At 64.8% G+C, this 12,247-nt stretch carries 11 protein-coding genes; 5 read left to right on the forward strand and 6 right to left on the reverse strand.

The features are described from left to right. The first annotated feature begins 10 nt into the window (after window positions 1-10). The gene (locus MKI84_RS05395) at window positions 11-859 is read left to right on the forward strand and encodes an ABC transporter permease (protein WP_241617189.1); all 849 of its coding nucleotides are present in this window, start codon (window positions 11-13) and stop codon (window positions 857-859) included. A 40-nt stretch (window positions 860-899) separates the two neighbouring features. Here MKI84_RS05395 and MKI84_RS05400 read toward each other — a convergent pair whose 3' ends face one another. The 4 genes from MKI84_RS05400 to MKI84_RS05415 form a co-directional block, all read right to left on the reverse strand. Further along, window positions 900-1,790 carry an IclR family transcriptional regulator gene (locus MKI84_RS05400; protein WP_241617192.1) on the reverse strand — a complete coding sequence of 297 codons (891 nt, stop codon included), beginning with the start codon at window positions 1,788-1,790 and terminating at the stop codon, window positions 900-902. A 411-nt stretch (window positions 1,791-2,201) separates the two neighbouring features. After that, the gene (locus MKI84_RS05405; protein WP_241617194.1) at window positions 2,202-3,014 is read right to left on the reverse strand and encodes an ABC transporter permease; all 813 of its coding nucleotides are present in this window, start codon (window positions 3,012-3,014) and stop codon (window positions 2,202-2,204) included. Beyond that, on the reverse strand, window positions 3,007-3,879 hold the full coding sequence (locus MKI84_RS05410; RefSeq protein WP_241617196.1) for an ABC transporter ATP-binding protein: 873 nt from the start codon (window positions 3,877-3,879) through the stop codon (window positions 3,007-3,009). Before MKI84_RS05410 ends, MKI84_RS05405 begins: the two co-directional genes overlap by 8 nt. 4 nt (window positions 3,880-3,883) lie before the next feature. Further along, window positions 3,884-4,894: an ABC transporter substrate-binding protein gene (locus tag MKI84_RS05415; RefSeq protein ID WP_241617199.1), complete on the reverse strand. Its 1,011-nt coding sequence runs from the start codon at window positions 4,892-4,894 to the stop codon at window positions 3,884-3,886. Window positions 4,895-5,009: 115 nt separating this feature from the next. On the opposite strand from MKI84_RS05415, the gene MKI84_RS05420 reads away from it, so the two are divergent. Next, the gene (locus tag MKI84_RS05420) at window positions 5,010-6,098 is read left to right on the forward strand and encodes an LLM class flavin-dependent oxidoreductase (RefSeq protein WP_241617201.1); all 1,089 of its coding nucleotides are present in this window, start codon (window positions 5,010-5,012) and stop codon (window positions 6,096-6,098) included. On the opposite strand, the gene MKI84_RS05425 is transcribed toward MKI84_RS05420, so the two are convergent. Then, window positions 6,095-7,156 carry a site-specific integrase gene (locus MKI84_RS05425; RefSeq protein ID WP_241617203.1) on the reverse strand — a complete coding sequence of 354 codons (1,062 nt, stop codon included), beginning with the start codon at window positions 7,154-7,156 and terminating at the stop codon, window positions 6,095-6,097. The two genes, MKI84_RS05420 and MKI84_RS05425, sit on opposite strands and share 4 nt — an antisense overlap. Before the next feature lie 112 nt (window positions 7,157-7,268). On the opposite strand from MKI84_RS05425, the gene dusA reads away from it, so the two are divergent. Together dusA and MKI84_RS05435 are read left to right on the forward strand one after the other, a co-directional pair. Continuing rightward, window positions 7,269-8,270, forward strand: a complete 1,002-nt coding sequence (gene dusA / locus MKI84_RS05430) for a tRNA dihydrouridine(20/20a) synthase DusA (RefSeq protein ID WP_281063195.1) — start codon at window positions 7,269-7,271, stop codon at window positions 8,268-8,270. Between the two features lie 26 nt (window positions 8,271-8,296). Next, window positions 8,297-9,148: a sulfite exporter TauE/SafE family protein gene (locus MKI84_RS05435; RefSeq protein ID WP_241617208.1), complete on the forward strand. Its 852-nt coding sequence runs from the start codon at window positions 8,297-8,299 to the stop codon at window positions 9,146-9,148. Between the two features lie 21 nt (window positions 9,149-9,169). Here the strand turns inward: MKI84_RS05435 and MKI84_RS05440 are convergent, their stop codons facing one another. Further along, complete coding sequence (locus MKI84_RS05440) at window positions 9,170-9,961, reverse strand: SDR family oxidoreductase (protein WP_241617210.1); 792 nt, start codon at window positions 9,959-9,961, stop codon at window positions 9,170-9,172. Window positions 9,962-10,133: 172 nt separating this feature from the next. Between MKI84_RS05440 and MKI84_RS05445 the strand changes: the two genes are divergently transcribed. Beyond that, window positions 10,134-12,134: an acyltransferase family protein gene (locus MKI84_RS05445; RefSeq protein ID WP_241617212.1), complete on the forward strand. Its 2,001-nt coding sequence runs from the start codon at window positions 10,134-10,136 to the stop codon at window positions 12,132-12,134. Window positions 12,135-12,247 lie beyond the last annotated feature (113 nt).

A 12,247-nucleotide genomic window follows, 5' to 3' on the forward strand; every position in this document is an offset into this window, starting at 1 on the left:
GGACATATACATGATGCACGCCGTGCGCCGCATGCTGGCGCGGAACTGGATCGGCGCCCTCTCGGTGCTCAGCCTCGTCGCGGCATGGGAGATCGCGGCCCATCTGGTACCCGTCAGCCCGCTGCAGGGAACGCCGATCGTCCCCTCCCTGGAACACATGCTCGGCGTTTCCTTCATCGGGATGTCCGACTACTGGAAATTCCCGTTCTGGGCGCCGGTGCCGGAGCTCGGCGGAGCGCAGACCTATCGTGGCGCGATCCTCGCCATGAGTTATCATTCGTTGATCACACTCTACCGGATCAGTGCGGGCATGTTGCTTGGCGCCAGCGTCGGCGTCACGCGGGCGCTGCTCCTCGCCCATTTCCCGCTGTTCCGTGCGCTTGCTGCGGGACCACTGCATTTCCTGCGCATGTGTCCGCTTCTGGCGATGATCCCGCTGTTCCAGTTCTGGTTCGGCGCGACCGACAAGTCGGTCATCATCTTTGTCGCCTACGGGGTGGGAGTCGTGTATCTGGTGACCGCGCTCAACGCGATTGCCAACCTGCCGCACAAATACATCGAGGCGGCGTTGTGCCAGGGCGCCTCGAGGCTTCGGATATTGCGCAGTATCGTCATTCCGGCAATCCTGCCGGAGTTCTTCTCCGCGATCTATGTCACTCTCGGCATCGCCTGGAGTGCCGTCGTCGCGGCGGAATACATAGGTGTCGACAGCGGCATCGGCCGGATGGTGATCTGGGCGGATTACTTCAGCGACACCGGTCGCATGATGATCGTGACGCTGTTCATTCTGGCCTATGCCATGCTGACCTTCGCGTTCGTGCGCATCCTGCAGCGCTATGTGCTGCGGTGGATGCCGTAAACTCCCGCGCCAGAAGTCCGCGTCATGCCGTCGCCACCTCTCAATAGTCGGGCGGGACGCGTGCGAGCGTGAGCCGGTGGATCTCCGCCGTCGCAGCGCGCATCAGCTCGGCGAGCTTCCGCTCGTCAACCTCGTCGTCCGAGCCCAGATATGACACGCTGAGGATATAGCTCACCTTGCCGTCCCGATCGAAGATCGGCCTCGCGAGGCCGGTCATGCCCGGTGCAAACTCGCTCAGGCTGCGGGCGTAGCCCCTTTTGCGGGTATCGAGAATTTCCTTCAGCACGCCCTCCTTGTCGATCACCGTATGCTCGGTGTGCCGGACGGCGCGCCAGTCCTGAAGCCATTCGTCGATGGTCTTGCGGTCCTGCCAGGCATAGAGGGCGCGCATCTGCGCCGAGGCCGTCCCCGGAAAGCGGTAGCCGATCGGATAGAATATCTGCATGAACTGACGGCTGCGAAACGTATCGACCACGACGAAGGAACGGTCGGGCAATGGCTGCGTCAGCACGCAGGGCATGTCCGCTTGCTTCACAAACTCGCTCAGTGTCGTGCGCACATGCTCAAGGATCGGATAGTTGAGCAGCGAGGTAATGTAGGACAGCAGGCCCGCCTGAAGCTGGTAGGTCTTGCGGCGCGCATCGAACAGAACCCAGTCGAAGTGGCTGAGCGTCTTGAGGATGGAATGGGTGTGGCTCTTCGAGATGCCGAGATCGGACGATATTTCCGCCAGCGTGGCGGCCTCGCTTGCGCGTTCGTTCAGGTAAGAGACTATGGAAATAGTGTGGACCACGGCCGGAACGGCGGGCCGCGCGAGACTCTGCCCCGCTGATTTGGTCTCGTCAGCAACACTGGCGGGAGCGTTGGTTCCAGCACGGCGGCGAATGGATTGAACGGTCATATCTCTCAGATGGTTGCGTGCTGTCACCATGAGGGCAAACCGGCACGGCAGGAAACGACATCATTTTAGAGAGCCGAGCATCAACAGCAAAGGCAATCGCACCTTAAACCCTCAGCTCCTTGAACTGCCCAGGGTTTGTGGGAGGCCACCTGTCGCACGTTTTCAACCTAGATCCAGATGTTTCGTAGGCCACGTCGGCTCAGCTTCGATGACCGTGCCGATGGAAGTGTGGACCGCTTGAAACCGGACATTGCGGAAGGCCGGAATGGGTCAACTCCGGCTGCTCCGGTCCTTCTCCGCTCCCCAAACATCTTCCACGATTTCTTGCCGCAGTTGCGGTCCCTTCGCGAGGCGAGCCTGCCCTGATGTGCCAGTAACGGTGCAGATGTTCAATCGAGCGAGTTTGGTGACGCAGAGCACCTTGCTGCGGCCGGCCAACTCTCAGGCTTCCTGTCCCCAGCGCTGCACGGTCAGACGGTTGAGAGTGGCGAAGACAAAGCTCTCAACGGCCAACCCGATTAGAATCACGGTCAGCAAACCGGCGAAGACATTGGCGGTTTCGAGCTGGGAGCGGTTCACGAAGATGAACCATCCGAGGCCACCCTCTCGCGCACTGGCGCCGAACACCATTTCGGCGGCGATCAGGGTACGCCAGGCGAAGGCCCAGCCGAGGCGCAGTCCCGACAGGATGGACGGCAATGCGGCGGGGATCAGTAGCCCGACGACATAGGACGGGCCGGTGAGCCCGATGTTGCGTCCCGCCATGCGCAGCGTCGGCGGCACGGCGCGAAAGCCTGCATGACAGGCGAGCGCCAAGGGCCAGAGCACCGAATGGACGATGACGAAGACGAGGCTGGAGGCGCCGACGCCGAACCACAGCAACGCCACGGGAAGAAGGGCGATCGCGGGCAGCGGATTGAACATCGCCGTCAGCAGGCCCAGCAGGCTCTCACCCCAACGGCTCAGTGCGGCCAGCGCGGTGATGATCGCGGCGACGCCGATGCCGATGCCGTAGCCGGTGAGCAGGATGCCGAGCGAGGCGCGCACCCGCTCGGGAAGTTCGCCGTTGCGTAGGTTCTCCCACAAGGCCACCAACGTCTCCAGAAGGCTTGGCAGCAGGAGCGAGTTTCCCAACCAGCGGGCATAGAACTCCCAGATCAGGGCAAGTGCCACAAGGATGACGAGACGGCGTGCGCGGGGGCCCAAGGTGAACGGGGCAGGGCGGGCGGACGTCGAGAGGGTGCTTTCAGACATTGTGAGTAACCTTGACGCGGTGATGAGCGTCCGTGCTAGCCGCGAGACTGGCAGCGGTTTTCGTCTCCGGCAGCGCCGCGCCGAAGATGCGCTGCTGGATCTCCATCTCCAACCGTCCGAATTCGGGGGTGCCCCGCTGCCGCGCTGCATCGGGCACGGAATATTCCGCCCCGATCCGGCCGGGATGCGGCGTCATGACCAGTACGCGGGTGCCCACATGCAGCGCCTCGTCGATGGCGTGGGTGACGAACAGGCAGGTGGCGCCGGTCTCCTCGCAGAGGCCCAGCAGCTCGTCCTGCATGCGCCGCCGAGAGAGCGCGTCGAGCGCGGCAAAGGGTTCGTCCATCAGCAGGATAGCCGGCTGCACGGCGAAAGCGCGGGCGATGGCACAGCGCTGCTTCATGCCGCCCGACAAGGTGTGCGGGTAGGCATCGGCAAAGCCGCCGAGACCGACGCGCCCCGCCCAGTCGCGCGCGCGTTCAAACGATTCAGCCCGACCCAGCCCGCGGGCACGGCGAAGGGCGAAAGCAATGTTCCCCGCCACCGTCCGCCAGGGCAGGAGCTGGTCAAATTCCTGGAACACCACCATGCGGTCGGGCCCCGGTGCGCGCACCGGCGCGCCATGGAGCCTGATTTCGCCGGAACTCGTCTTGAGGAAGCCGGCCACGGCGCGCAGCAGCGTGGACTTGCCGCAGCCCGAGGGGCCGAGCAGGGCCAGTCGCTCGCCGGCGCCGATGTTGAAGGACACGTCCTCCACCGCCGTGACCGTTCCGGCATCGGTTTGGTAGCGCAGAGTAACGTGCTCCACCGCCAGCGGCGGCGGGCCACCGGCCGCCGGCTGGTTCTGCGGCGGCAGCCAACCCACCGGCTCAGCTCCCATTGCGTGCGTGCAGGCCCGGCTGGAACAGTTCCTTCCAGCTCGGCTTCTGCTTGATGAGGCCGATGCGGTGTTCAAAGTCGACGAACACCTCCACCCGCTCCGGGACGGTCGTAAAGCGGATCTGCGGGTCGCGGATGATGGCCTCTATAAAACCGGGATCCAGCTTCGACTTCTCGGCGGCGATATAGAGGGCGGCGGCGTCCTTCGGGTTGGCCTTGATCCACTCATTGGCCTCGTCCAGCGCGGCGACGAAGGCATCGACGGTCTTGGGATTGTCCAGCGCAAACTTCTTCGTGCCGTAGACGACGTTGAAGGTGTGCGGGCCGCCGAGCACATCGTAGCTGTTCAGCACCGCATGAACCTTGTCGTTCTGGAGCTGCTGCTCGAAGAAGGGCGGCGACGTGAAGTGGGCGGTGATGCCGCCGGTGCCGGAGAGGATCGAGGCCGTCGCATCCGGATGTGGCAGGCTCACGGTGAGATGATCGAGCTTGTCGTACTGGCCGAACGTCTTTTCGGCTGCGATCTGGAGCACAATCGGCTGGAACCCGACCTTGACCGAGGGCAGGGCGATGCGATCGGTATCGGTGAAGTCCTTGATGGTCTTTACAGCAGGGTTGTTGGTGGTCAGCACATTCGGCATCGAGCCAAGGGCGGCGATCAGCAGGATGTCAGTCTTGCCGCGCGTCTTATCCCAGGTGAGGATCGCCGGAGCAACGCCGGCCGTCGCGAAATCCAGCCCACCGGAAATGAGTGAGTCGTTCATCGCCGCTGCGCCGGAGAGACGCAGCCACTCGACTTTGAGATCGTTTACGCCGGCGGTGGCGGCGTGTTTCTCGATGAGTTTCTGCTCCTTCGCGACGATCAGGGGCAGATAGGCGATTCCGAACTGCTGGGCGATCCGCAACTCACTCGTCTCCGCGCGGGCGGAGGAGACAGCGGATGAACCAGCGACCCACACTAGTGAAAATGTGGCAGCAGCGAGCAGGGCGCGAACGCGCATGGGAAAGGCTCCATGTCTTGGGATGACCAACATTCAGAGCTTTATTATACAAAGTCAATATACTATAGAGACTTCTCTCCGCCGCTGCCTCGGCGCTCATGGAACGTGGATTGAAATGAGCCGTTCTGACTTCCTTTGGTACATCCCCAACGACGTGAAAGCCGGCCATCGTGGCGACGTGCCGACGTCAAATTCCGGCAGCCTCGACAGCCTGACCGATCAGGCGAAGGCACTTGAACAGCACGGCTGGAGCGGTGCGTTGATCGGCACCGGTTGGGGGCGGCCAGACACCTTTACGGTCGCAGCGGCGCTTGCTGCGCGCACGACCCGTTTCGAGCCCCTGATCGCGATCCGTCCCGGCTATTGGCAGCCGGCCCAATTCGCATGTGCGGCGGCAACGCTCGACCAGCTCTCGGATGGCCGAACCCGTTTCAACATCGTCTCGGGCAAGGACAATCTCGCCGCCTATGGCGACAGCGAGGGAGATACCACGCAACGGTACGCGCGCACCCGCGAATTCATGCGGCTGGTGCGCCGGCTCTGGACCGAGGAAGATGTCACCTTCAGCGGCAACTACTTCCAGGTGACGAACGCGACGGTCGAGCCGCGCATCACGGCGCGCGGCGCGCGGCGGCACCCGCGCTTCTATTTTGGTGGCGCCTCGGAGGCGGCGGAGCGGGTGGCGGCGACCGAAGCCGACGTGCAGCTGTTCTGGGGCGAGCCGCGCGACGGCGTTGCCGAGCGGATTGAACGTCTGAAGGCCTTGGGCCGCACGCTGGACCGGGATCTCCCGCCCCTCGAATTCGGCCTGCGCATCACGACGCTGGTGCGGGACACGACGGCGCAGGCCTGGGCCGACGCCGAGGCAAAGGTAGCGGAGATGGCCCGAACCGGAGGCGCCGGCTGGCAGGATCACAGGGGCCCAACCGCTGTTGGTCAGCAGCGCCTGCTCGACCTGCATCACCGTGGCGACGTGCTCGACGACAATCTCTATACGGCTCCGGGCAAGTTCGGCGGTGGTGGCGCCGGCACGACCTGGTTGGTCGGGTCGGCCGAGGACGTCGCCGGTTCGCTTCGAAAATACCAGGACCTCGGCATTACTCAGTTCATATTGTCCGACACGCCCTATCTGCGCGAGATCAAGCGGCAGGGGGAAACGCTGCTGCCTCTGCTGTCGCGACCGAACGTTTCTCTCGGCTACTAAGCCGCTCTCGCAGCCCGAACGGTGTGAAGCGCCTCCGGCTTGAGGTGGGTATAGCGCCGCAGCATCTTCCAGTCCTTGTGGCCGGTCACGAGGGCCACCTGTTCGATGGTGAAGCCGGCCTCGAACAGCCGGCTGGTGCCTTCGTGTCGCAAATCGTGGAAATGCAGGTCCTCGATGTTGAGGTCTTGGCACTGCCGACGAAATGCGGTGCCGACCGAGCGGCCGTTGTAGGGGAAGATGCGGCCTTCTCGAGCGCTTGAGCAGCGGGCTTGCTCCTCGATGATCTCACACGCGTCATAACCCGACACATCGAGCAGCGGGATGCGCTGATGGTTGCCGTCCTTCCTGCGCGGGTCCTTGCGATCTCGAATGAGCAGCATCCGCGTTCGCGGATCGAAGTCACGCCATTCGACCCGGCAGATTTCTTCCTGACGCATGGCCGTAGCTACAGCAAAGCGCACGATCCTTCCGACGGGGATGCTTTGCCGAGGGTTCTCGTCCAGCGCCGTGAGGATGCGGTCAAGTTCGTCCAGCGTCGGCCGGCGATCCCGCTCCTTGCCTTTTCCAATCAGGCCGAGTCGCTTCAGGGCGATGCGCGCGAGATCGAGGGGCTCGGTCGAGAGGATCACGCCGTGGACCGCCGCAGCATGGGAGAGCACGGTCTTGATGTATCCGAAGTCCATGCTGACCGTGACCGGACCAGCCCCTTCTTTGGCGCGGTTCCTTCCGTATTTGATGAGGCGCTCGCGGTCGAGCTCGGTGATCTTCAGCGCGCCAAGCGCCTCGTCGAGGGCCGTAAGGCAGAAGTCCTTGGAACGACCGATCCGGACCCCCACCTCAGCCATATCCTGGCGGTGGAGCGCGACGAGATCGCGGAAGCGTTTTGCATCGCGCGACTTGCGCGTGACGGCTGGCTCCTGGCGATCGATGCGGCGCTCCAAGTCGAGCGCCCATTCCTCGGCATCCTTGCGGCGCAGGAACGTCTCGCTGACGTACTGCCCCTTCCGACGGATCTGGGCTCTCCAAGAGCCGGATTTTAGTTTAGTGAAGGTAGCCAATCCGTGTGCGCTCCGTGTGCACTCACGCGTCGAAAAACCGGAAATTGGAGCGTATCGTGGCGAAAAATCGAGTGCACACGACGCGTCCCAACTCGTTGAATCTACAAAAATAATGTCGAAAAATCAATCATTTAGATTTGCCGTGGCACCTATGATGGATTGGACGGATCGGCATTGCCGGTCCTTCCATCGCGTTCTGACGCGCCATGCGCTGCTCTATACGGAGATGGTCACCGCCAATGCCGTGATCTTTGGTGATCGCGACCGGCTGATCGGGTTTTCCGATGCCGAGCAGCCGGTGGCGGTGCAACTCGGCGGATCGGACCCGCGCGCGCTGGCGCAGGCGGCGGCGATCTGCGCCGAGCGGGGCTATGTCGAGATCAACCTCAATGTCGGCTGTCCGTCCGACCGGGTGCAGGGCGGCAATTTCGGCGCCTGCCTGATGCGCGATCCTAAGCTGGTTGCCGATTGCGTGGCGGCGATGAAGGCGGCGGTGGCTATCCCGGTCACCGTCAAATGCCGCATCGGCGTGGACGAGCAGGACCCCGAGGTCGCGCTCGACGCGCTTGCCGATATGGTGCTGGAAGCGGGAGCGGATACCCTCACGGTGCATGCCCGCAAGGCCTGGCTGGAGGGCCTCTCCCCGAAGGAGAACCGCGACATTCCTCCACTCGATTACGATCGGGTCTACCGCCTGAAGGCCCGGCTGCCGGATGTGCCTGTCATTCTCAATGGCGGCATCGGCTCGCTGGAAACGGCGCTCGCCCATATCGGCAAGGTCGACGGCGTCATGCTCGGCCGCGCGGCCTATCACGAGCCGGAGCTGCTGCTCGGCGTCGATGCCGCGTTTTTCAGTGCGGCGCCGGCTCACGCCGACGCCTTCGCGGCGGTCGAGGCGTTCGAGCCTTATGTGGCGGCGCATGTCGAGGCCGGCGGCCGGCTGCACGATGTCACGCGTCACATGCTGGGCCTGTTTACCGGCCGGCCGGGCGCGCGGGCGTTCCGGCGCCGGCTGGCGATCGAGGGCGTGCGCGCGGGGGCGGGGCTTGACGTTCTGCGTGCGGCGGTAGACGAGGTGCGGCAGGCCGAGCGCCGCCGCGAAATGGTCGCGTGAACGGCCCGGCCTAAGGGCGGTGCAGCATGCTGGGTGGCATTGATCTGAGCGGAATTCCTGTTGAACAGGCCCTGTGGCTGTCCGGTGCCCTGATCGGGGCGGGCCTTGCCACCGGGATTCTCGCCGGTCTGTTCGGCATTGGCGGTGGGGCGATCCTTGTTCCCGTGCTCTATGAGGTGTTCGGCGCGCTCGGCATCGGCGAGGCGGAACGGATGCACCTGTCGGTGGGCACCGCGCTGGCGATCATCGTGCCGACCGCGCTCCGGGCCTATTTCGCCCACCGCACCCGCACCAAGACCAATGGCGAGATCGTGCGCCGATGGGCGGCACCGATCGTGATTGGCGTGATCACGGGCAGCTCGCTGGCGGCGATTTCGCCGGACCGGGTGCTGCAGATCGCCTTCGTCGCTTTCGCGGCGCTGATGTCGTCGCGGCTGCTGTTCGGCGGGGACCGCTGGGTGCTGGGCGAGACGCTGCCCGGCCGGCTGGCAATGAACCTTTACGGCTTCGGCATCGGCGTGGTGGCCCCGCTGATCGGCATAAGCGGCGGCGGCATCGCAACGGTGGTGCTGACGCTCTACAAGGTGCCGATCCACACCGCGATCGCCACCTCGGTCGGGCTCGGCGCGCTGATCGCCGTGCCCGGCACCATCGGTTACATCATCTCGGGCCTGACGCATCTGGCCCAGCTTCCCCCGCTGTCGCTCGGCTATGTCTCGCTGCCCGGCGCGCTGATCGTCGGCGGCTTCGCGACGCTGGCCGCCCCGCTTGGCGCGCGGCTCGCCCATGCCTTCACACGCCGCCAGCTCGAGATCGGCTTCGGGCTGTACCTGCTGATCGTCGGGCTGCGATTCGTGGCGGTGCTGGCAGGGTTCTGAGGGCCGCAGTATCCCGGCGGTCTATTCAGGAATCTCGGTGTCCGGCGTGCGCCAGGAGATGTGCTGGCCGCCATCGACGGCGATCATCTGACCGGTGACGCTGGAGGCGCCCGCCAGATAGAGCACGGCGTCCGCCACTTCCCGCGCGGACGGGCCGTGACCGAGCGGCATGGAGGCGCTCTGCCGGGCGAAATCCTCCGCGCTCTGCCGGCTGTTGGCATAGGTCGGCCCTGGCGCCACCGCGTTGACCCGCACCCGCGGCGCCAGCGCCTGGGCGAGCAGTCGAGTCTGGGTCCACAGGCCGTTCTTCGTGAGACTGTAGGAGAGGTAGAGCGGCGTCGGCTTCAGCACACGCTGGTCGACGATGTTGATCACGACGCCTTGCACGCCTTCCGGAAGCTGGGCGGCGAGCGCGCGCGCCAGAAAGGCCGGAGCGCGCAGGTTCACCGCGAAATGGCGGTCCCATAGTGCGGCGTCGAGGCTCTCCACCGCATCCGGGTGGAATTCCGAGGCGTTGTTGACCAGCAGGGTCACCGGGCCGAGCGCGGCGCGGGCCGCCGGGACCAGTTCATCGACCGCCTGCGGGTCGGCGAGTTCGGCGGCAAGCACAACGCAGCGCGCGCCCGCCGCCTCGACCTCGGCGCGGGCCTCGATGTCGCCGGGGCGTGGGTGGCGCACATGGATGGCGATGTCGTAGCCGGCCTGCGCAAGCGCGCAGCTGATGGCGCGCCCGATGCGCACCGCGCCGCCGGTGACCAGCGCAACCGGGCGGGCGGGCGTCGCGGCGGCGGGAGTAGGGGAGGGGTTCGACATGCCGTCCCTTTTGCCCCGCGTTGCGGCGCACGTCCATGGGGCGGGGCGCTACGCTGAGCCACTTTCGTGGGTGGTGGGACAATGGGCGTATTAAAATAGAGTTAAAGATCAGCTATTCTTACGTATGTTGGGGAAGTCGGGATTTCGCGGGGAAGCTTGTACGATGGCGCATATGTCCTATCGCCCTGAAATCGACGGGCTGCGGACCTTGGCAGTCATGCCGGTGGTGCTGTTCCATGCCGGCTTTACGGTGTTTTCCGGCGGATTCGTCGGCGTCGACATTTTTTTCGTCATCAGCGGCTATCTGATCTCGCGCATCATTCTCACGGACGTTGCCGAAAAGCGCTTCACCTTTCGACGCTTCTACGAGCGACGTATTCGCCGCATCATTCCAGCTCTTCTGGTAGTGATCCTCGTAACGCTCGCGGCGGCGAGCTGGATCGCGCTTCCGGACCAACTGACGGATATCGCCAAGTCCGCATTGGCGGCGCTGCTCTCCGGCTCAAACATATGGTTTTGGACGCAAAGCGGCTACTTCGGTGCAAACGCCGAATTCATGCCGCTCCTGCACACTTGGTCGCTGGCTGTGGAGGAGCAGTTCTACATCCTGTTCCCGATCGGGGTGCTCGTGCTGGCGCGGCTGCGTCTGCCGATAGGGCTGACGATCGCCCTGCTGTTGATTCCCGCTTTCGCGCTGTCGGTCTGGATGTCGTACAACAAGCCGACGGCGGCGTTCTATCTGCTGCCGGCGCGCGGGTGGGAACTCGGTCTTGGCGCGGTCCTCGCCAGCGGCGTCGTGCCGGCGATCCGCAACCGCCGGGTGCGGGAGGCGGCTGCGCTTGCCGGGCTTGGCCTCGTGGTGTTCGCGATTTTCTGGATCGACAACTCAGTGCGTTTTCCGGGCTGGGCGGCGCTGCTGCCCTGCGTCGGAGCGGGGCTGATCATCCACGCCTCCGGTGAGGGCGGGGTGGTCCAGCGCCTGCTGTCGCTTCGGCCGATCGTGTTCATCGGATTGATCTCCTACTCGCTCTATCTCTGGCACTGGCCCGTGTTCGCCCTGACCCGCCTGTACGAGGCCGACATTCATCTCGGCGTCGGACATGCGCTGGCGGGCACGGCCCTGTCCTTCGTGCTGGCGGTGCTGACATGGCGGTATGTCGAGCAGCCATTCCGCGGCAACCGGATGCCGTTCTCCCGGGTGGCGCGCACATTGTCCGGCGGGGCGGTGCTGGCGACTGTCGCCGCCGGTGCGCTCATCATCTCCGCCGGTCTGCCGGGCCGGCTTAATGATCAGGCACTGCGCCTCGTCGCGGCTAGCGCGGATATCGATCGTCTCGTTGACCCCTGCCAGGACGGCGAGGACAGGAGCGACTGCCGCTTCGGTCCTGCTCTGGAGCCCGTGCGCTATATGATCGTCGGCGACAGCCACGCCGCGGCGTTGCGGCCGGCATTCGACCGCGCGGTGGAGGGCATAGAGGGGGCCGGGACCATGTGGTGGTCCGGACGATGCGCCATGCTGGACGGGGCCGTGCTGACTTTCAATCCTCCGCGCGGCTGCACCGAATTTCGCACTCGGGTGATGGAGGCGCTGCGTCAGTCGCCGGAAATATCGACCGTCCTGCTTGCGGGACGCTGGAGCTATTATCTCACCGGCGCGATGCCGGAAGAGCGCGGCGCGTCGGCCGCTTATTTCGTGGACGACCAGACGGAAACGCCGTCGGAAGAGGAAAGCCAGCTGGTTTTCGAGCGCGCCCTGGGCCGCACGCTCGACCAACTCTCCGCCATGGGCAAGCGTGTGATTATCGCCGGCGGCGTGCCGGAGCCCGGCTTCGACGTGCCTCACATCCTGGCTCTCGCCGAGTTGCATGGGCAGCCGAGCCCGACCATCGATGCCGCCGATGCGCAGGCCAAAGAGCGGATGCTGGAGGACATTTTCCGGCGGGTGACGGCGAACCGGCCGAATACCTACTATATCCCTGTCGCCGATGCGTTCTGCGCGGGCGAGCGCTGCCGGCTGCTGATCGATGGTACGCCGCTCTATCACGACGATGACCATGTCGCGGCCGCCACTGCCCGCGGCGTGCTGGGGCCGTTGCTGCAGGAGCGGATCGCGGCCGCCATGCAGCCGACCGCTCCGACGGCGCCTGTCTGTGCCGGCTCCACTGGCTGCTAAAAATCCCGGCTCCCTTCCTGCCTCATTCGGTGGTGCCCGCTTAAGGCATTGCGCGCAGCATTAGCAATTTCTCAACCATGAAAATGGAAATCCGCGTTAAAAATCAGCTCCTG

The organism is Ancylobacter gelatini, assembly GCF_022601675.1.
In the GTDB taxonomy this organism is placed as follows: domain Bacteria; phylum Pseudomonadota; class Alphaproteobacteria; order Rhizobiales; family Xanthobacteraceae; genus Ancylobacter; species Ancylobacter gelatini.